15 protein-coding genes are annotated in these 20,275 nt (G+C 68.8%); 12 read left to right on the top strand and 3 right to left on the bottom strand.

Annotated elements, in window-relative coordinates; genetic code table 11:
• Positions 1 to 49: 49 nt before the first annotated feature.
• From NW895_RS17510 to NW895_RS17465, 10 genes are all read left to right on the top strand, one after another.
• Positions 50 to 1,570 (top strand): folylpolyglutamate synthase/dihydrofolate synthase family protein, encoded by a 1,521-nt coding sequence (locus tag NW895_RS17510; protein WP_289936602.1) that lies wholly within the window; start codon positions 50 to 52, stop codon positions 1,568 to 1,570.
• Between the two features lie 9 nt (positions 1,571 to 1,579).
• Complete coding sequence (locus tag NW895_RS17505) at positions 1,580 to 1,939, top strand: DUF4233 domain-containing protein (RefSeq protein WP_289936601.1); 360 nt, start codon at positions 1,580 to 1,582, stop codon at positions 1,937 to 1,939.
• 67 nt (positions 1,940 to 2,006) lie between these two features.
• Positions 2,007 to 2,420, top strand: coding sequence for a nucleoside-diphosphate kinase (gene ndk / locus NW895_RS17500; protein WP_289936600.1), 414 nt, complete (start codon positions 2,007 to 2,009; stop codon positions 2,418 to 2,420).
• Between the two features lie 304 nt (positions 2,421 to 2,724).
• Entirely contained in the window at positions 2,725 to 3,744 is a 1,020-nt protein-coding gene (locus NW895_RS17495) for a rod shape-determining protein (RefSeq protein ID WP_006133575.1), read from the top strand.
• A 144-nt stretch (positions 3,745 to 3,888) separates the two neighbouring features.
• Positions 3,889 to 4,836 carry a rod shape-determining protein MreC gene (mreC, locus tag NW895_RS17490; protein ID WP_289936578.1) on the top strand — a complete coding sequence of 316 codons (948 nt, stop codon included), beginning with the start codon at positions 3,889 to 3,891 and terminating at the stop codon, positions 4,834 to 4,836.
• A gap of 13 nt (positions 4,837 to 4,849) precedes the next feature.
• Positions 4,850 to 5,521, top strand: coding sequence for a rod shape-determining protein MreD (gene mreD / locus NW895_RS17485; protein ID WP_289936576.1), 672 nt, complete (start codon positions 4,850 to 4,852; stop codon positions 5,519 to 5,521).
• A gap of 236 nt (positions 5,522 to 5,757) precedes the next feature.
• A complete protein-coding gene (gene mrdA / locus NW895_RS17480; RefSeq protein WP_289936574.1) occupies positions 5,758 to 8,028 on the top strand; it encodes a penicillin-binding protein 2 in 2,271 nt (756 codons plus the stop codon).
• Positions 8,025 to 9,224 carry a rod shape-determining protein RodA gene (gene rodA / locus NW895_RS17475; RefSeq protein WP_289936572.1) on the top strand — a complete coding sequence of 400 codons (1,200 nt, stop codon included), beginning with the start codon at positions 8,025 to 8,027 and terminating at the stop codon, positions 9,222 to 9,224. Before mrdA ends, rodA begins: the two co-directional genes overlap by 4 nt.
• Positions 9,225 to 9,313: 89 nt before the next feature.
• Positions 9,314 to 10,816, top strand: coding sequence for a CYTH and CHAD domain-containing protein (locus NW895_RS17470; RefSeq protein WP_289936571.1), 1,503 nt, complete (start codon positions 9,314 to 9,316; stop codon positions 10,814 to 10,816).
• Positions 10,817 to 10,887: 71 nt separating this feature from the next.
• Complete coding sequence (locus NW895_RS17465; RefSeq protein WP_289936569.1) at positions 10,888 to 12,852, top strand: TIGR03960 family B12-binding radical SAM protein; 1,965 nt, start codon at positions 10,888 to 10,890, stop codon at positions 12,850 to 12,852.
• A 98-nt stretch (positions 12,853 to 12,950) separates the two neighbouring features.
• Here the strand turns inward: NW895_RS17465 and NW895_RS17460 are convergent, their stop codons facing one another.
• The 3 genes from NW895_RS17460 to NW895_RS17450 all read right to left on the bottom strand — a co-directional run bounded on the left by NW895_RS17460 (position 12,951) and on the right by NW895_RS17450 (position 16,883).
• Entirely contained in the window at positions 12,951 to 13,643 is a 693-nt protein-coding gene (locus NW895_RS17460) for a triacylglycerol lipase (protein WP_289936566.1), read from the bottom strand.
• A 332-nt stretch (positions 13,644 to 13,975) separates the two neighbouring features.
• Complete coding sequence (locus NW895_RS17455) at positions 13,976 to 14,818, bottom strand: hypothetical protein (protein ID WP_289936562.1); 843 nt, start codon at positions 14,816 to 14,818, stop codon at positions 13,976 to 13,978.
• A gap of 385 nt (positions 14,819 to 15,203) precedes the next feature.
• On the bottom strand, positions 15,204 to 16,883 hold the full coding sequence (locus NW895_RS17450) for a SpoIIE family protein phosphatase (RefSeq protein ID WP_289936561.1): 1,680 nt from the start codon (positions 16,881 to 16,883) through the stop codon (positions 15,204 to 15,206).
• A 527-nt stretch (positions 16,884 to 17,410) separates the two neighbouring features.
• On the opposite strand from NW895_RS17450, the gene NW895_RS17445 reads away from it, so the two are divergent.
• Together NW895_RS17445 and NW895_RS17440 are read left to right on the top strand one after the other, a co-directional pair.
• The gene (locus NW895_RS17445) at positions 17,411 to 19,468 is read left to right on the top strand and encodes a restriction endonuclease (RefSeq protein WP_289936559.1); all 2,058 of its coding nucleotides are present in this window, start codon (positions 17,411 to 17,413) and stop codon (positions 19,466 to 19,468) included.
• Positions 19,469 to 19,757: 289 nt separating this feature from the next.
• Positions 19,758 to 20,153, top strand: coding sequence for a hypothetical protein (locus tag NW895_RS17440; RefSeq protein WP_289936558.1), 396 nt, complete (start codon positions 19,758 to 19,760; stop codon positions 20,151 to 20,153).
• Positions 20,154 to 20,275: the final 122 nt, after the last annotated feature.

Genomic DNA, 20,275 nt, shown 5'->3' with positions numbered 1-20,275 from the left:
CGTCGGGTGGGTGCACGCCGTTGTCGGTCGGCCTCCGTAGACTGGCCCCGTGAGTGAGCTCCCCCCGAACGGCAACGACGACCAGCCCGACCCCCTCGACTCCTTCGACGAGATCATCGCGGCCGAGACCGAGCGCGATCCCGATCTCGCGGTCATCGAGGCCGGCAGCCGCACCCTGCGCACACAGGGCGGGCCGCCGGAGGCCGACGTGCCCGCGCGGCCGGAGGATCCCGCGGTGGACAAGGCGCTGCGGGAGGTCGAGGCGGAGCTGGCCACCCGCTGGGGCGAGACCAAGCTGGAACCGTCCGTCAGCCGCATCTCCGCGCTGATGGACGTCCTGGGCGAGCCGCAGCGGTCGTACCCGTCGATCCACATCACCGGGACCAACGGCAAGACCTCCACCGCCCGCATGATCGAGGCCCTGCTCGGCGCCTTCGAACTGCGCACGGGGCGGTACACCTCACCGCACGTGCAGTCGATCACCGAGCGGATCAGCCTCGACGGGGCGCCCATCTCCGCCGAGCGGTTCGTCGAGACGTACCAGGACGTCAAGCCGTACATCGAGATGGTCGACGCCCAGCAGGAGTACCGGCTCTCCTTCTTCGAGGTGCTCACCGGGATGGCGTACGCCGCCTTCGCCGACGCGCCCGTCGACGTCGCGGTCGTCGAGGTCGGGATGGGCGGGAGCTGGGACGCCACCAATGTGATCGACGGCAGCGTCGCCGTCGTCACCCCGATCGATCTGGACCACACCGACCGGCTCGGCGCCACGCACGCCGAGATCGCGACCGAGAAGGCCGGGATCATCAAGCAGGACGCCACCGTGATCCTCGCCCAGCAGCCGGTGGACGCGGCCCAGGTGCTGCTGAAGAAGGCTGTGGACGTCGACGCCACCGTGGCCCGGGAAGGGCTTGAGTTCGGCATCGTGGGCCGGCAGGTCGCCGTCGGCGGGCAGCTGCTCACCCTGCGCGGGCTGGGCGGCGACTACACCGATGTGTACCTGCCGCTGCACGGCGCCCACCAGGCGCACAACGCGGCCGTGGCGCTCGCCGCCGTCGAGGCCTTCTTCGGGGTGGGGGCCCAGCGGGCCGAGCCGCTGGACGCGGACACCGTGCGCAAGGCCTTCGCCTCCGTCGCCTCCCCCGGGCGGCTCGAAGTCGTCCGGCGGTCTCCCACCGTCGTCCTCGACGCCGCGCACAACCCGGCGGGCGCGCGGGCCGTTGCCGAGGCGCTCGGGGAGGCCTTCCAGTTCAGCCGGCTCATCGGCGTCGTGGGCGCGAGCGGTGACAAGAACGTGCGGGAGCTGCTGGAGGCCTTCGAACCGGTCTTCGCCGAGGTCGTCGTGACCCAGAACTCCAGCCATCGCGCCATGGACGCCGACGAGCTGGCCGCGATCGCCGTCGAGGTGTTCGGCGAGGAGCGGGTGCAGGTCGAGCCGAGGCTGCCGGACGCGCTGGAGGCCGCGATCACGCTGGCCGAGGAGGAGGGCGAGTTCGCGGGCGGCGGCGTGCTCGTCACCGGCTCGGTCATCACCGTGGGCGAGGCCCGGCTGCTGCTGGGGAAGGGCTGAGGTCCGGCAATGCGTACGCTCTGTGCTTCGACGCTGATCGGCGAGTTCTTCATCATCGGCTTCGCCGGGCTGGTCGCCATGAAGGACCCGGACCTGTCCATGTCCACGGTGTGGACGGTCAGCGGTGTCGCGATGTTCCTGTGCCTGGTGCTGTGCGGCCTGGTGACCCGCCCCGGCGGAGTGGCCCTCGGCTGGGCCCTGCAGATCGCCCTCATCGCCTCCGGCTTCGTCATCCCGACGATGTTCTTCATGGGGGCGGTCTTCGCGGCCCTGTGGTGGGCCTCGGTGCACTACGGGCGGAAGGTCGACGAGGCGAAGGCGAGGTTCGCGGCGGCTCAGGCCGACTCCTCCACACCTGACGCTGTGTAACAAGGGCAAGGCCCCGCCTGTAACCTCTTCTCCCCGCACTAAACCTGATTTTTCTAAGGAGCCCGTCGTGAGCCAGCGCACCCTCGTCCTCCTCAAGCCCGACGCCGTCCGTCGTGGCCTGACCGGCGAGATCATCAGCCGTATCGAGCGCAAGGCCGGCTGGCAGATCACCGCGCTGGAGCTGCGCACCCTGGACCAGGACACCCTGGAGCAGCACTACGGCGAGCACAAGGGCAAGCCCTTCTACGAGCCGCTGGTGGAGTTCATGGCCTCCGGCCCGGTCGTGGCCATGATCGTCGAGGGTGAGCGGGTCATCGAGGGCCTGCGCACGCTCGCCGGTCCCACCGACCCGATCGCCGCGGCCCCCGGTTCCATCCGCGGCGACTTCGGCGTGATCGTCCGGGAGAACCTCATCCACGCCTCCGACTCCGAGGAGTCCGCCGAGCGCGAGGTGAAGATCTTCTTCCCGGGCCGCGCGTGATTTTTTCGAACGTTCGTTTTTTCTGACGCCTCGTCAGCCGAATGGCCCATCTGACCTGGGCGGCCGCATAAAACCGGCCGCCCAGTGGCATATGCCGTGCCGATCGGGGGAACGAATGCCTCCGTTGGCCCGTCTCCACAAGCGGGGCGGTACGCCATCTGCTGACAATGGCGAAGACCCTCGCGCAGTGTTCGGGAAGGCGCGTCTACGATGGAAGCCTTCACGTCACAGCACCCACCTTTGCCGACCTGAAAAGCCCTCAAAAGCTCGTGGGAAGGCCAGACGAATCCTGATGGGGAACTCAATGTCGTTCATCGGCCGTGACATGGCTGTCGACCTCGGGACCGCCAACACGCTGGTGTACGTCAGGGGTCGCGGGATCGTACTCAACGAGCCGTCCGTCGTCGCGATCAACACCAACACCGGTGGCATCCTCGCGGTCGGCGCCGAAGCGAAGAAGATGATCGGGCGCACGCCCGGCAACATCGTTGCCGTACGTCCGCTGAAGGACGGCGTGATCGCCGACTTCGAGATCACCGAGCGGATGCTCCGCTACTTCATCCTGAAGATCCACAAGCGGCGGTATCTGGCTCGTCCGCGGGTCGTCGTCTGTGTGCCCTCCGGCATCACGGGCGTCGAGCGCCGCGCCGTCATCGAGGCGTCGTCCCAGGCCGGCGCCCGCCAGGTGCACATCATCGAGGAGCCCATGGCCGCGGCCATCGGCTCCGGCCTGCCGGTCCACGAGGCCACGGGCAACATGGTGGTCGACATCGGCGGCGGCACCACGGAGGTCGCGGTCATCTCCCTCGGCGGCATCGTCACCGCCCAGTCCATCCGCGTCGCGGGCGACGAGCTGGACAACGCGATCATCCAGCACATCAAGAAGGAGTACTCCCTCCTCCTCGGTGAGCGGACGGCCGAACAGATCAAGATCACGATCGGTTCGGCGTACGACCTCGACACTGACGAGCACACCGAAATCCGCGGCCGGGATCTCGTCTCCGGGCTGCCGAAGACCGTCGTCATCTCCGCGGCCGAGGTCCGCAAGGCGATCGAGGAACCGGTCAACGCCATCGTCGACGCCGTCAAGACGACCCTCGACAAATGTCCGCCGGAGCTGTCCGGCGACATCATGGACCGAGGAATCGTTCTGACCGGCGGTGGAGCGCTGCTGCGCGGCCTCGACGAGCGGCTGCGCCGGGAGACCGGCATGCCGATCCACATCGCCGAGGACCCGCTGGACAGCGTCGCGCTCGGCTCCGGCAAGTGCGTCGAGGAGTTCGAGGCGCTCCAGCAGGTGCTGGACGCCCAGCCGCGCAGATGACGTGACTCTTCGATTCCGCCGTACGAGATCATCGCCTCTCGTACGGCGGATCGTTGATATGGAGGCATAAGCTCCCCCATAGCGCCCGTCGTTGGCGCCCACAGACATTCCCGAATTCCGACGAGGAAGGCACGGCCGCCGCACGTGAGGGACACACGAGAGAGCCGGCTGCTCCTGGTGCTGCTGATCGCCATCGCGTTCGCGCTGATCACGGTGGACATCCGCGGCGGGGAGGACTCACCGGTCGACGGTGCCCGGCAGGCCGCGGCCACCGTCTTCGGCCCGATCGAGAACGGGGTGTCCGCCGCCGTCGCCCCGGTCGGCAACGCGGTCTCCGCGATCCGCGACTCCGGCCGGCGGCACGACCGGCTCGCCGCGCTCGAGAAGGAGAACGCGGCCCTCAAGGCGAAACTCGGCAGTGACGACCGCAGCCGCAGCCGCCTCAAGCAGCTCGACAAGATGCTGAAGCTCGCGGGCGCCGGCCAGTACGGCATCAAGGGCGCCCAGGTCATCGCCATCGGGGCGGCCCAGGGCTTCTCCTGGACCATCACCATCGACGTCGGCGCCAACGACGGCATCAAGCGGGACATGACCGTCCTGAACGGGGACGGTCTGGTCGGCCGGGTGACGACCGTGGGCCCGAACACCGCCACCGTCCTGCTCGCCAACGACCCCGACTTCACCGTCGGCACCCGGATGGAGGCCAGCGACGAACTCGGCTTCGCCTCCGGTCAGGGCGACCGCCCGCTGCGCGTCGAACTCCTCAACGGCAAGGCCGAAGTCGAGAAGGGCGACCGGCTCGTCACCTTCGGCTCCCAGGCCGACAAGCCCTTCGTGCCCGGCGTACCCGTCGGTGTCGTCTCCCGCGTCGACCCCTCCGGCGGCAACCTGACGCGCACCCTCTACGTCACGCCGTACGTCAGCTTCAGCAAGCTCGACATCGTCGGCGTCGTCGTCGACGTCCCGAAGAAGGACCCGCGGGACACGGTCCTCCCCGACAAGCCCAAGCCGAAACCCACGCCGACCGTGACGGTGACCGTGACCCCGTCCGCCGAGGCGCCCGCCGACGGCCAGTCCCAGGAAGAGCAGTAGGAGCTGTTAGCCCATGCGCGTCAACCGGATCCTGCTGTCCTCGGCCCTGGTCGTCCTCGCCCTGGTGATCCAGGTGAGCATCCTCGCCCGCCTGCACCTCCCCGGCGCCGTCCCCGACCTGCTGCTGCTCACCGTCCTCGGCCTCGCCCTGGTCTACGGCCATGTCGGCGGCGCCCTCGTCGGGTTCGGCGCGGGGCTGCTGGCCGACCTGGCCCCGCCCGCCGACCACGCCGCCGGCCGCTACGCCCTGGTGCTCTGCGTCATCGGCTACCTCGCCGGGCTCGCCAAGCCGGACAACGGCCGGCTGAAGTCGGCCACCGGCCCCATGGTCGTGGTGGTCGCCGCCGCCCTCGGCTCCACCCTGCTGTACGCCGGAGTCGGCGCCCTCGTCGGCGACACCGCCGCCCGCAACGTCGGCCTGGGCGGCCTGCTGTTCACGGCCGCCCTGTACGACCTGCTGCTCGCCCCGTTCGTCGTCCCCGGGATCATGGCCCTCGCCCGGCGCGCCGAGAACGACCCGCTCGCCGAGACCACCTCCTCGGCCAAGGCGACCGACATCTCCTCCGGCTGGCTCGTCGGCGGTACGGGCCTGCGCATCGGCGGTCAGCGGGGCGGGCTGCGGGTGAAGGCGGCGCGGGCGCGGATGGCCCGGGCGGGGCGCATCAAGGGGGTCAAGCGGCTGTGAGCGCGGCGGAATTCACCGGAACGGGTGAGAGCGGGAGGAACCCTGCGCCGCGGGCCCGCCGTTCACCAGTCGTACACACACGACACCCACACACACGGCACGTACACACACGACGCGTACGTACGAGACTGGTCGACGCACCTCTCGTCCACGCGCGTCCCGTGCCCGCCCGTGCCGCACGCACGAGCCTCGTACACACACACACGTACGCGCACTGAGAGGGGGAGGCAGCAGCAGTGACCAACATCCCCGAGACCGGACGGTCCCCACGCGTCCAGATCCGGCTCGTCGTCATCCAGGTCCTCGTCCTCTCCCTCCTCGGCACCCTCGGCGGCCGTCTGTGGTACCTGCAGATCCGCGAGGGCGACGAGTACGCCAAGGAGGCCTCCGGCAACCACGTCCAGCAGGTCGTCCAGCCCGCCGTCCGCGGCTCGATCCTGGACGCGCGCGGCGTGCCGATCGCCGACAACGAGACCCGGCTCGTCGTCTCCGCCTCGCGCACCGACCTGATGAAGATGCAGGACGACGGCAAGGCGGTCCTCACCAAGCTCGCCGGCGTGCTGGGCATGACGCCCAAGGAGGTCATGGAGAAGGTCCGGCTGTGCGACGCCAAGACGCCCCAGCCCTGCTGGAACGGCTCGCCGTACCAGCCGATCCCCATCACCGACGAGGCAACCCCCAAACAGGCCCTCCAGATCCGCGAACGGGCCGAGGACTTCCCCGGCATCACCGCCGAACCGCAGGCCGTGCGCCGCTACCCGAGCCCCGGCAAGGCCAACACCGCGCAGGTGCTGGGCTACCTCTCCCCGGTGACGGACCAGGAGATCCAGCAGGCCAAGGACACCGACTCGCCGTACCTGCGCTCCGACCAGGTCGGCCGGTCCGGCCTGGAGCGCCAGTACGACAAGGAACTGCGCGGCAAGGCCGGCGTCACCCGCTACGAGGTCGACAACCTCGGCCGCGTCATCGGCCAGGCCGAGGCCGACCCCGCCCAGCCCGGCTCCAACCTCGTCACCAGCATCGACGCCCGCGTCCAGCGCGTCGCCGAGTACGAGCTCAACGAGGCGATGAAGGAGGCCCGCAAGCAGCACGACCGGAACACGGGTACCAACTACAAGGCCGACGCCGGCGCGGTCGTGGTGATGGAGGCCAAGACCGGCCGCATCGTCGCCATGGCTTCCAACCCGACCTACGACCCGAACGCCTGGGTCGGCGGCATCTCCGCCAAGGACTACAAGCGGCTCACCGGGAAGAGCTCCAACTACCCGCTGCTCAACAGGGCCATACAGGGTCAGGCAGCCCCCGGCTCGATCTTCAAGGTGGTCTCCTCGGCCGCCGCCGTCCAGGCCGGGTACGAGTGGAACGGCGGCTACGACTGCTCCAGCGCCTACTCGGTCGGTGGCCAGGTCTTCAAGAACTTCGAGTCACAGAGCCACGGCGCGATCAGCCTCGGCCGCGCCCTGGAGGTCTCCTGCGACACCGTCTACTACCGCCTCGCGCACAACGAGTGGAAGAAGGACGGCGGCATCAACCCGAAGAAGGGCCAGCCCAAGGACTACTTCTACAAGGCCGCCCACCAGTTCGGGCTCGGCAAGGAGACCGGCATCGACCTGCCCAACGAGGTCTCCGGCCGCGTGCCCGACCGCGAGTGGAAGCAGAAGTACTGGGAGGCCAACAAGGACGCCTGGTGCAAGACGGGCAAGAAGGACGGCTCGTACGTGGAGAGGATCTCGTACGAGAACTGCCTCGAGGGCAACAAGATGCGCGCCGGTGACGAGATCAACTACTCCATCGGACAGGGCGACACCCTCGTCACCCCGATCCAGATGGCCACCATCTACGCGGCCATCTCCAACGGCGGCACCCTGTACACCCCGACCGTCGGCAAGGCCATCGTCAGTGCCGACGGCCGGCAGGTCAGCGAGATCGAGCCCAAGTCGCACGGCAGACTGCCGATAAGCAAGGCGACACGGGACGAGATGGACCAGGCGCTCGCGGGCGTGGCCACCCGGGGTACGGCCGCCTGGCGGTTCGGCGGCTGGCCGCAGAACCAGATCCCGATGCACGCCAAGACCGGTACCGCGGAGGTCTACGGCAAGCAGACGACCTCATGGTTCGCCACGTACACCAAGGACTACGCGGTCGTCATGACGATCTCCCAGGGTGGTACGGGCTCCGGAGCCTCGGGGCCGGCCGTCCGCAAGATCTACAACGCGCTGTACGGCGTCTCCGAGGACGGCGCGATCGACAAGAAGAGGGCACTGCTGCCCGAGCCGGAGAAGAGCCTGCCGAAGGTCAAGGCGGACGGGACCATCACCGCGCCGAAGATCTCCAAGGACCCGGCCAAGGACCAGCAGGCCACCAAGAAGGACAAGAACGCGCCGGACGACCAGCAGCAGCCGGCGACCGTGACGTCACCGTCGCCCGAGAACCGTGACACGCGCAGACGGCGGCGCGGCAAGGGGTGCAGGAACGGCCGCAGGGGGAGCCGGAGGATGCTCACATGACGGGCGCGAACAGCTTCCAGGTCTCCGGGTACGGGCCCGAACGCGCCGGCTGGGCGCGGCTGTTCGCCCGCGACTCGGTGACGCGCCGGATGGACTGGCCGATGCTGCTGTCCGCCATCGCGCTGTCGATCGTCGGCTCGCTGCTCGTCTTCTCGGCCACGCGTAACAGGACCGAGATCAACCAGGGCGACCCGTACTACTTCCTGATCCGGCACGTCATGAACACCGGCATCGGTATCGCCCTGATGATCGGCACGATCTGGCTCGGCCACCGCGCGCTGCGCACGGTCGTGCCCATCCTGTACGGCGTGTCGGTGCTCCTGATCCTGCTGGTGCTCACACCGCTCGGCTCGACGGTCAACGGCGCGCACTCGTGGATCGTGTTCGGTGGCGGCTTCTCCCTGCAGCCCTCGGAGTTCGTGAAGATCACGATCATCCTGGGGATGGCGATGCTGCTGGCGGCGCGGGTCGACGCGGGCGACAAGCAGTACCCCGACCACCGGACGGTGCTGCAGGCGCTGGGGCTTGCCGCCGTGCCGATGCTGATCGTGATGCTCATGCCCGACCTCGGGTCGGTCATGGTGATGGTCGTCATCGTGCTCGGTGTGCTGCTCGCCTCCGGCGCGTCCAACCGGTGGGTCCTCGGCCTGATCGGTGCCGGGGCGATCGGGGCGGTGACCGTCTGGCAGCTCGGGGTGCTGGACGAGTACCAGATCAACCGCTTCGCGGCGTTCGCGAACCCGGAGCTGGATCCGGCCGGGGTCGGCTACAACACCAATCAGGCGCGGATCGCGATCGGGTCGGGAGGCCTGACCGGGGCCGGCCTCTTCCACGGCTCGCAGACGACCGGCCAGTTCGTGCCCGAGCAGCAGACCGACTTCGTGTTCACGGTCGCCGGGGAGGAGCTGGGGTTCCTCGGCGCCGGTTTCATCATCCTGCTGCTGGGCGTGGTGCTCTGGCGCGCCTGCCGCATCGCCCGCGAGACGACCGACCTGTACGGCACGATCGTGGCCGCCGGGATCGTCGCCTGGCTCGCCTTCCAGACCTTCGAGAACATCGGGATGACGCTGGGCATCATGCCGGTCACCGGTCTGCCGCTGCCGTTCGTGTCGTACGGCGGCTCGTCGATGTTCGCGGTGTGGGTGGCGGTGGGGCTGTTGCAGTCGATCACGGTGCAGAGGCCCATGTCGGCGTGACCGCTGCGAGGCGCTGTGCCGGGCTCGGCGGGGGTGCGCGTTGGCGTCGCCCCCTGCCGCGCCGCCGCAGGCCGCACTAGATTCGGCCCATGGCGGACATCAAACGCGAGATCGAGCGCAAGTACGAGTCCGACGAGAGTGGGCTGCCCGACCTGACCGGCGTCGCCGGGGTCGCGGCTGTCATCGACAAGGGCGTCGCCCACCTGGACGCCACCTATTACGACACCGCCGACGAACGCCTCGCCGCCTCGAAGGTCACCCTGCGCCGCCGCACCGGCGGCTCCGACGCCGGCTGGCACCTGAAGTTCCCGGTCGCCCCGGGAGTCCGGGACGAGATCCACGCCCCGCTGGCCGACACCGTCCCCCGCCCCCTCGCCGGCCTCGTCCGCTCCCGCGTGCGCGACGGTGAGCTGCTGCCCGTCGTCCGCCTCGTCTCCGACAGGGACGTACGCCACCTCGTCGACGCCGACGGCCGTCTGCTCGCCGAGGTCAGTGTCGACGCCGTACGCGCCGAACGCCTGACGGGGAAGGGAGGCGCCGCCGAGTGGACCGAGATAGAGGTGGAGCTCGCCGACGGCGGTGACCCGGTGTTCCTGGACAAGGTGGAGAAGCGGCTGCGCAAGGCGGGCGTACAGCCGTCCGCGTCCTCGTCGAAGCTGGCCAGGGCCCTGGAGGAGACGGCACCGAAGAAGAGGCGGAAGAGCCGGGCAGCGCGGGAGGCCGTCACCGCCGGCGATCACGTCCTCGCGTACGTGCGCGCGCAGCGGGACGCGCTCGTCGAGCTCGACCCCGCCGTTCGCCAGGACGTGTACGACTCCGTGCACCGGATGCGCGTCGCCACCCGCCGCCTGCGCAGCGTCTTCCGCTCGTACGACCGGGTCCTCGACCGCGCCGTGACCGATCCGGTCGGCGAGGAGCTGAAGTGGCTGGCGGGCGAGCTCGGCGTCGACCGGGACCAGGAGGTGCTCACCGAGCGGCTGACGGCGGCCGTGGACGCCCTGCCGCGTGCGCTGGTCGTCGGCCCCGTCCGCACCCGCCTGCGCACCTGGTCGCAGGCCCGGCGCGGTGGGTCCCGGCGCCGGCTGATCGCCGTACTGGACGGCGCACGGTACCTGGAGCTGCTGAACGCGCTGGACGCCCTGATCACCGACCCGCCGTTGCTGAAGGCGGCCTCGGGAAAGCCGGAGGCGGTGATCGCCAAGGCCGTACGGAAGGACTTCGGGAGGCTTGCCGGGCTGGTCGAGCAGGCCCTCGCCCGGTCGGCGGGAGGCGAGCGGGACCTCGCGCTGCACGAGGCCCGGAAGAAGGCCAAGCGCACGCGGTACGCGGCGGAGTCGGCCGTCGACGTCATGGGCCGGCCCGCGATCGGGCTGGCGAAGGCGATGAAGGATCTCCAAGGGCTGCTCGGCGATCATCAGGACAGCGTGATGACCCGCCAGGCCCTGCGTGAACTGGCACGGCAGGCGCACTCGGCGGGGGAGAGCACGTTCACGTACGGGGTGCTGTACGGGCGTGAGGAACAGCGGGCGGCGGCCGACGAAGCGGAGCTGCCCGGGACCTGGACGGAGATCAACCGCAGGGCGTGGCCCTGAAGCGTGCTGGGCACCTGTCCGGCCGCGTTAGTCTTGATGGTCACCCCTGTCAGCACACAAAGGTTCGCGAGATGCCTGCCGAAGCCGCCGAGTCTGTGTTCCCGCAGCTCGAAGCTCTGCTCCCGCATGTGCAGAAGCCGATCCAGTACGTCGGCGGAGAGCTCAACTCCACGGTCAAGGACTGGGACTCCTGCGACGTCCGCTGGGCGCTGATGTACCCCGACGCGTACGAGGTCGGGCTGCCCAACCAGGGCGTCATGATCCTCTACGAGGTACTGAACGAGCAGGAGGGCGTCCTCGCCGAGCGCACCTACAGCGTGTGGCCGGACCTGGAGGCGCTGATGCGGGAGCACGGCGTCCCGCAGTTCACGGTGGACAGCCACCGGCCGGTGAAGGCCTTCGACGTGCTGGGCCTGAGCTTCTCCACGGAGCTGGGCTACACCAACATGCTGACCGCCCTGGACCTGGCGGGCATTCCGCTGGAGTCCAGGGACCGCGGCCTCGACGACCCGATCGTCATGGCCGGCGGCCACGCGGCCTTCAACCCGGAGCCCATCGCCGACTTCATCGACTGCGCGGTGATCGGCGACGGTGAGCAGGCGGTCCTGGAGGTCACGGAGATCATCCGCGCCTGGAAGGAGGAGGGCCGCCCCGGCGGCCGCGAGGAGCTCCTCTTCCGCCTGGCGAAGACGGGCGGGGTGTACGTCCCCGGCTTCTACGACGTCGAGTACCTGCAGGACGGCCGTATCGCCCGGGTCGTACCGAACCGCAGCGGTGTCCCGTGGCGGGTCTCCAAGCACACGGTGATGGACCTCGACGAGTGGCCGTACCCCAAGCAGCCGCTGGTCCCGCTGGCCGAGACGGTCCACGAGCGCATGTCGGTCGAGATCTTCCGCGGCTGCACGCGCGGCTGCCGCTTCTGCCAGGCCGGCATGATCACGCGCCCGGTGCGCGAACGCTCCATCACCGGCATCGGTGACATGGTCGACAAGGGCCTGAAGGCGACGGGCTTCGAGGAAGTGGGCCTGCTGTCCCTCTCCTCGGCGGACCACTCGGAGATCGGCGACATCGCCAAGGGCCTGGCGGACCGCTACGAGGACGACAAGATCGGCCTCTCGCTCCCCTCCACCCGGGTGGACGCCTTCAACATCGACCTGGCGAACGAGCTGACGCGCAACGGCCGTCGCTCGGGTCTGACCTTCGCCCCCGAGGGCGGCTCGGAACGCATCCGCAAGGTCATCAACAAGATGGTCTCGGAAGAGGATCTGATCCGCACGGTCGCGACGGCGTACGGCAACGGCTGGCGCCAGGTGAAGCTGTACTTCATGTGCGGTCTGCCGACGGAGACCGACGACGACGTCCTCCAGATCGCCGACATGGCGACCAAGGTGATCGCGAAGGGCCGCGAGGTCTCCGGCTCCAACGACATCCGCTGCACGGTCTCGATCGGCGGCTTCGTCCCCAAGCCCCACACCCCCTTCCAGTGGGCCCCGCAGCTGTCGGCCGAGGAGACGGACGCCCGCCTGGCCAAGCTCCGCGACAAGATCCGCGGCGACAAGAAGTACGGCCGCTCCATCGGCTTCCGCTACCACGACGGCAAGCCCGGCATCGTCGAGGGCCTGCTGTCGCGCGGCGACCGCCGCATCGGCGCCGTCATCCGCGCCGTCTACGACGACGGCGGCCGCTTCGACGGCTGGCGCGAGCACTTCTCGTACGACCGCTGGATGGCCTGCGCGGAGAAGGCGCTGGAACCCTTCGGCGTCGACGTCGACTGGTACACGACCCGTGAGCGCACCTACGAGGAAGTCCTCCCCTGGGACCACCTCGACTCCGGTCTCGACAAGGACTGGCTCTGGGAGGACTGGCAGGACGCCCTCGACGAGACGGAGGTCGAGGACTGCCGCTGGACCCCGTGCTTCGACTGCGGGGTGTGCCCGCAGATGGACACGCAGATCCAGATCGGACCGACCGGGAAGAAGCTGCTGCCTCTGACGGTCAAGAACGCGGCGCCGACGCCGAGCGGGCACTCGCACTGAGGAGGGCGAGGCGCTTGATCGGGTGACCTGGGTGCCGGCAGAGGCCGCGGTGAGCGGCCCATGGCAGCCGCGGCCTCTGCCGGCTGGTCGGGGAAGGGTCAGTGGTTGATCGCGTCCCGGGTCTGGGCGTAGACCGTTGCGTCGACGAGCAGGCCCGAGTGGCTCAGGCAGGCGGTCTGGGTGTTGGCCGCGCCGGACAGGGAGACGGAAGAGTCCGGGTTGATCACCGTGTCGCAGGGCGAGCGCCAGGTCGCGTAGCTGAGCGAGCCCGGCGTCTCATCGCCGGAGTTGAGATCGGCGAGGAAGCTTGAGCCGATACGCATCTCGGTGCAGGAGGTGTCGAAGCAGCTGTTTGCGCTGTCGGTGCCGTGGTTGGGGCCTCCCAGGGACACCCATGCGTCGACCTTGGAGGTTCCGCCGAGGTTCTTCAGGTAGTAGCGCGAGGAGAGACCGCCCATGGAGTGGCTGACGATGTCGACCTCGGTGGCGCCGGTGGCCGCCAGCAGACGGTCGACCTCGGTGGACAGTTGCTGGGAGGTCGTGGCATTCGACTGGCGCCAGTCGTAGGACCACTTGTCGAGGTGGGAGGATGGCCAGCCGTCCGTCAGGAAGCGGTTGGCCATGGTGTTCCAGTTGCTGGCGTCACCGGTGTAGCCGTGCACGAAAAGGACGGGATTGCTTGTCGTCGGGTCGAAGGTGGAGCTGCTCGACGCCTGGGCGGGAACGGACGCCTGCACGGCGAGAAGGGCGCCGGCCGTGGCGACGGCCGCGCCGGCAAGGGTTTTGTTCACGGGGACTCTCGCGTGGGTTCGGGACAGCGCTCGACGGCGCGTTCTGACAGGGGACAGCGCTGGGGCGTTTTCCCGGGGTGCGGGAGCTGTGCCTACAGGCGTGCGGGGGCCGAGGGGCCGGTTCGCCGGGGCCGCACGGGGAGGAGGACACCGGTGTCAATCGAGGGTGGCGTGAGCGTACTGACCGGTAGGTATAGGTGGTCAAGAGGTGTGCGTGAATTTTCCCGCCAGGGCGGACGCCTGGGAGCGGCGCGTCCGGCACGGTGACGTCCGTGGCGCCACGGCCGCGGATTCCGGTGCGCTTGGGCGAGGGGGTGAGAGGTGCGAGGGTCCTACGGAATGAACAGGTCCGCCAGATAGGTCGGTTCGGCCTCTATCTCCGCATAGCGCCCCGTCTCCTTCGACCAGGCGACGTTCCCGGCGGTGAGCGCGTGGAAGTCCCTGACGCAGCGCAGCGCGTCCTCGACGAGGTCGTCGGCGAGGCCGGAACGCGTCAGCCGCCCGGGCAGGACCTGCTCGAGATCGATGATGCGCTCGACGTATCCGGCCTGCATCACGGCCACTCGCTCCACCGCCTCCTGGAGGCTGCACCGGTGATGATGGCAGATCACCGTCACGGCGTTGAACGCGTAGTCGTGCGCGAGTTCTTTGGGCAGCGAATAGAGATCGTTGATGCAGGCATTCGCGTAGATCACGGCCTCTCGCATGTCCGCGAAGGCCGGGTGAGCATGCAGTTCGTCGGACAGGTCCACACCGGTACCGATCTCCATCAGATCGAGGACGGCGTCGAATGCGAACGAGGCGCGGCGGTGGGCGAGATACTGCTGCAAGCCGGGCACGCGCCCTTGCTCCCGATGCATCATCTCGGCCCGGTAGCTGTCGAAATACCACAACAGGTGCGGGACGAATCTTCGCTGCCACGCGGAAGAGCGGACGGCCTTCGTACGGCGCCACAGATCGGCCAGGGAACTCGCCAGTCGCCCAGCCGAGACGGATCCGTCGAAGACGGCGAACAACGGCCCGAACGCCTCCCGCCAGCGCTCGGGCTGGTAACCGCGCACCGGGTCGTCGTCGAACTGGTCGTCCAACTGGAACAGCCATGCGTTCCACTGGGTGATCAGCGTCAACGCCTCCCGTGAGGCGTTCGGGCACAGCCAGGCGGTGAGCCGGTCCACACGAGTGCGCTGTACATGTCGACGTGTCTCCTCGGTGGGCACCAGACCGAACTCGTCCAGCCAGGCCTCCGTGGCCGCCGTCGCCTCTTGGAGTTCCGGATTGAGCGCTGCCGGTACGGGTATGTAGAGGTCCGGAATCCGGAATGTGTCCATACGTCAGCTCGCTTCTCGCTAATCTCTGCCATTCGCGACATCCGGCGACGTTGCCGATGCGCATGCCCAGGGCCGCATGGAGCATGGCCGGGGCAGTCCCGGCCACCGACGTAAATTACCCTGCATGCCGGTGGCGTTCGACGGAGGTCCCGGTTCTACAGGCCGTTGAACTCAGGCAGGTCGCAGGGCCGGCGCCCAAGGCCTGTGGGAAACAGGCCGGGTCAGAACCGGGTCAGGTGCGGCCGCCGGGCCGGTTCAGACGAGCCAGGAGCAGAGCGACGTCGTCGCCCAGGCCGTGCGCCTTCTGCGTACTGGCGAGGAGGTCGTCGACAAGGGTCTCCAGGTCCGCCGTGGGAGCGCCCCGCAGACCCTGGAGAAACCTCTCGGTGCCCTGGTCGATGTCCTTGTTGACGGCCTCGAGCAGGCCGTCGGTGGTCAGCGCGAGCACGCTGCCCGGAGCGATGCGCAGGCGGGTGGTCGGGTACCGCTGCTCCCGGTCGATCCCCAGAGGGAGGCCGCCGGGCACCTCCAGGAGGCGCGGCGGCTTGCGGGGTGTGATCAGCGCTGGGGACGGATGACCTGCCCGGCACACCCGGAGCGTTCCGTCGGAGGGGTTGAGCGCCATGTAACAGCATGTGGCGAACAGGGCGCTGTCCGGGTCCGAGTTCAGCTCGGTCAGCAGGCGGTTGGTGCGTTCCAGGACGGCCGCGGGCGGGTGCCCTTCGTTCGCGTAGGCATGCACGGCGGTACGCAGCCGCCCCATGAGGGACGCGGCGTGAACGCTGTGTCCCTGCACATCTCCTATGACCAGAGCCACCCCGCCGTCGGGGAGGGTGATGGCGTCGTACCAGTCGCCACCGATCCACATGCCGGAGGTGGCGGCCTGGTAGCGGGCGGCGATGGTCACACCCGGCACCGTGAGCGGCCCGCGCGGCAGCATGCCACGCTGGAGTTCGGTGGCGAGCGCGTGTTCCGACTCGTACATGCCGGCTCGCTCCAGTGACTGGGCGAGCAGTCCCATGGCGGCGACCAGGAGGGCCCGCTCCTCGGGCAGAAACTCCTGCGGCTCGGGGAAACTGACGAGGCAGGAACTGACGCGGCCGCGCGAGTCCGTGAGCGGCAGTGCCGCCCACGCCTGCGGGGCCGACTGCGCGAGTGGTGCCAGGTGCGGATAACCGGTGATCAGTGCGTCCGCGGAGCCGATGAGAACGGGCGCCCTGCGGTCGAGTGACTCCTCCACGAGTGTGCGGGCCGTCGCGTCGAGGACGTGCGGGGAGCCCTCACCCTGCTGGTCGTCGGCGCACGAGGCGACGATCGCCAGCTGGTTTCCCTCCGGGGCGATCACCGCGAGCGCGTCCGCTCCGAACGTACGCAATCCTGCCTGTGCGGCGGCCATGATGTCCTTGACCGTCACCGCGGCCGCCAGCGCCGCGGTCAGCTCCCGCATCCAGCGGTCACGGGTGGCGCGCTCGTACAACCGGCGTCTCTCCGCCTCGTGGCGTTCATGGACGGCCGTGGTGTCCATGACCACTCCGACCATGCGGGCCGGCCGGCCGTCGGCGTCGGGCAGGACGCGGCCCCGGGCTTCCAGGGACCGGTGCCGGCCGTGGTCGGAAGTGACGCGGTACTCGATCTGGTAGTTGCCGCAGGATTCCGCTATCAGTCCCAGGGCATCGCGTACATTGGCCAGATCGGACTCGTGCACTGCGGCCAGGAAACTCGAGATGTCCGACGGTCCACTCTCGGGCATGCCGTGCAGCGCCAGGGTGAGCGGATCGCAGCTCACCTCGCCTGTGGCGATCTCCCAGCAGAAGAAGCCCGCCTGGACGATGCTCGCACTGGCTCGGAAGGTGCCGGGATCGGACTCCTCTTCCCGGAATACGGCAGTACGTACCGACCCGACGTCATTCACTAGATCTCCCTGCCGCGGCGTGAACTACTTCCCTTCGAGGGATCAACCGTGCTCAACCGGATGGGCCACGCACTGTAGTGCGTGGCCGATGAAAACCAGCCAGTGAGGTGACCTGAGAGCCTAGGGGATTGCGACACCATTCCCTCCCAAAGGTGAACGGGGCTCTCGCAGCGGAGTGTGCTTCCGCACGTTCAGGGAAGATCGCCTGACCGACCCGACTCTGGCCGGATCGTGCGCATGGTAGTGACTTTCCTGATCTTGCGCCAGACAGCGCACCCGGCACACCGCGTCGGCCGGGGCTTGCGAAGGGCCTTTCCTCCGCCCGGATCATGCCGGTTGCTGAACGTGCGAGACAACTGGGCGATGGCGGGGGAGTCGTGACCTGCCCGGACGATCGGTTCGAGTGGGTTTGGCAAGGTGATGTCCGGGACGCCGGTTGCTGGATACAGTCGTTTTGTTACTCCTGGTTGTGGGGGCAACCAGAGCTTGGTCGGCGTAGCCGACGTCCTGGGGAGGGCCTGTAGCGCATGAGTCGTCGCTCTGCTGGTTTTGTCGGTGCCTGGGCTGAGATCCAGCGTCAGCAGCAGCGCCAGGCGGAAGCCGAGGCCAGACGGCGGCGGGAGGAGGCGCGACAGGCGCGGGACTACCAGCGACTGGCTGCTCAGAGCCACCGGGAGTTCCGGCAGGCGGAGGCCAGGCGACGTACGGAGGAGCTGGATGCCCAGGTCGCGGCCCTGCAGGGGCTGCTGGTCGCGGGCTGCCGGGCGCCGGCCTTCAGGGCCTCGTCCCTGATGCGCGCCGAGGAGATCCCGCCGTTCGATCCAGGGCGGCTCGCTTGGCCGGTGCGCATGCCGGACCCGAGCCAGTACCAGGCGCAGGGAGGCTGGACCGCCAACCGACGGGCACAGGCGCAGGCCGAGGCGCGGGCTCGTTTCGAGCGGGACTGGCATGCCGCACAGGCTTCCGAAGCGCAGCGACAGCAGCAGTTGGCTGCGCTGCAGCGGGACTACGAGCAGAGGACAGAGGCTCAGCGGGCCGAGGTGCGTCGGCACAACGCCGGGGTCATGCGGGCGACCGAGGGGGTCAGGCGGGGCGAGCCCGACTCGGTGGTTGAGTACTTCTCGGCTGCGCTCTACGCATCGACGGCCTGGCCGGAGGGGTTTCCTCGGCAGGTGGCGGCGGCCTACGACGCAGCGGGGCGGCAACTGGTGCTGGACTGGGAGCTTCCCGGCTACGGCGTCGTCCCGGAAGCGAAGTCCGTCAAGTACTTGTACGGGCAGGATCAGTTCAAGGACACGGCTCGCCCTGTGACTCAGCGCCGTGCACTGTATCGAGGGGTGCTGGCACAGAGCATGCTGCTGGTGCTGCATCAGCTGTTCACGGCGGACGAGTACGGCATCCTCGACTCGGTGGCGTTGAACGGCTTCGTGGACGCTCATGACCCGGCGACAGGCAGGCGGACGTGCGTCTTCCTGGCGACCGTCATGGCCCCTAGGGCGGACTTCACGGATCTGCAACTGGAGCAGGTGGACCCGGTCAGCTGCCTGACCGACGCGCTGAGGGGGCAGCTGGCGACGCGGCCCGACCAGCTCACCTCTGTGCGGCCGAGCCGGCAGCCCCAGGACGTTGGGAGCCCTGTGGCCGCTCACGGCGGCGATCACGAGCCGGACCTGTACGACATGGATCCGATCGCCTTCGAGTCCCTCGTCGCCGATCTGTTCCGCGCAATGGGGATGCAGGCCGTGACGACTCAGCGCTCGAACGACGGTGGCGTAGACGTCGACGCGATGGACCCGACTCCCATCCGAGGCGGCAAGATCGTCGTACAGGTGAAGCGCTACCGCAACACGGTGCCGCCCACGGCCGTGCGCGATCTGTACGGCACGGTCCAGGACGTCGGCGCCAACAAGGGTGTCCTGGTGACGACCTCCGGTTTCGGCCCGGGCTCGCACACCTTTGCGCGGGGCAAGCCTCTGGAGCTCATCTCGGGTGGCGAACTCATCGATCTGCTGCACCGGCATGGGCTTCGTGGACGCCTGGGGGAGGGAGGGCAATCCACACCAGCGCAGCCGACGCCGACTGGTCCGGCAACTCGGCCCGATGACTACAACGTGTTGGGCATGACATGGTCCGGCAACGTTGCGTTGGACGTGTGCGCGCTCGTCTGCCGGGGCAACCGAGTCCTCAGCGAAGACCACTTTGTCTTCTTCAACAACCCGCAGACCCCGGACGGCTCGGTACGCGCAGTGCCGGCTGCTGCGCCGGACAAGGCAGCGATGCGTGTCTCCTTCGACGCGCTGCCGGGGGAAGCCGATCGGTTCGTGCTGGTGGCTGCTGTGGATCCAGAGGTGAACCCGCAGGCCGACCTGTCCGGATTCACCGATGCCCGTATCCGGTTGCTGGACCCGGCGATGACCGAACTCGGCCGGCTTGAGGTCTCCGACGGCCGTGGCCGAGAGACCGCGTTGGTCCTCGGCTCCTTCCGACGCAGGCCGAATGGCGACTGGGACTTCGTGCTCGGTGGGAAGGGCTACACAGGCGGTCTGGAACAGCTGGTCCGGGAGTACGGAATCGAAGTGGAGTAACGCCTGGCACCGTCTCAGCCGACGGTCCCGGAGAAGGCCGTGCATGGCGGCTGTCGCCTGAACGGCTGCTCTCTGTTCGCCAGGTTGCTGCTGGCTTCCTACCGTGGCGATATCCGCTACAGAGGAGGCAGGCATGCCGGCGAGTGAGCCGCCTGCGGGTGGTCCTCGGTGGGGGAGACCTGGCAATGGCCCTTCCCCTTCTGGGAAGTGGGCGTCTGCCGCCGGGCCGCCGAAGAAGAAACAGCGGGGCCGTGCCTGTCTATGGGGGTGCGCCGGCGTCCTGGCCGCGGTGATCGTCATCGTTGTGGTTGTGCTGGTGATCGCGCTGGGGAACGGCGATGAGGACACCACACCCGCGCCCACTCAGGCCACCACCGAGAAGACGCAGGACGCCCAACGCGAACGGGCGGACCTCATCAGCTTCCAGCTGGACGATCGCTCAGAGGCCGGTATCACCAATATCTGGGTCGTCTGGACGATCAAGAACGGCAGTAGTGAGAAGTCCGACTACTCATGGGATTGGGAGGCGGTCGACGCCGATGGCACACGACTGACGAACGGTTCTCAAGTGGAGACCGACGTGCAGCCCGGCCAGACCGCGCGGGGTGAGTACCCCACGGTGCTCAAGAACGTGGAGGGCGTCAAACTCAACATCACCAGCTTCAATCGCACTGCCAGTAACTGAGCAGGTACGGCGCCACCTCCGGAATTGCAGGGCCTGTCGGCCGGCGGGAGGCTGGTGGTGTCAGCCCTGCGGTGCGCTGACGTACAACCGGCCGGGGGGCCGTGATCGGTGGTGCCGCCGGA

It is taken from the genome of Streptomyces sp. S.PNR 29 (assembly GCF_030386795.1).
Taxonomy (GTDB): domain Bacteria; phylum Actinomycetota; class Actinomycetes; order Streptomycetales; family Streptomycetaceae; genus Streptomyces.
The sequence above is the reverse complement of the archived record's forward strand: the minus strand, read 5'-3'. Positions and strand labels throughout refer to the sequence as shown.

What these genes read in the sequence shown, in the direction of transcription:
- NW895_RS17470 (WP_289936571.1), top strand. Translation starts at nt 9,314, where the DNA reads ATGGCGGACATCAAACGCGAGATCGAGCGCAAGTACGAGTCCGACGAG.
- NW895_RS17445 (WP_289936559.1), top strand. Translation starts at nt 17,411, where the DNA reads ATGAGTCGTCGCTCTGCTGGTTTTGTCGGTGCCTGGGCTGAGATCCAG.
- mreD (WP_289936576.1), top strand. Translation starts at nt 4,850, where the DNA reads ATGCGCGTCAACCGGATCCTGCTGTCCTCGGCCCTGGTCGTCCTCGCC.
- NW895_RS17495 (WP_006133575.1), top strand. Translation starts at nt 2,725, where the DNA reads ATGTCGTTCATCGGCCGTGACATGGCTGTCGACCTCGGGACCGCCAAC.
- NW895_RS17465 (WP_289936569.1), top strand. Translation starts at nt 10,888, where the DNA reads ATGCCTGCCGAAGCCGCCGAGTCTGTGTTCCCGCAGCTCGAAGCTCTG.
- rodA (WP_289936572.1), top strand. Translation starts at nt 8,025, where the DNA reads ATGACGGGCGCGAACAGCTTCCAGGTCTCCGGGTACGGGCCCGAACGC.
- NW895_RS17505 (WP_289936601.1), top strand. Translation starts at nt 1,580, where the DNA reads ATGCGTACGCTCTGTGCTTCGACGCTGATCGGCGAGTTCTTCATCATC.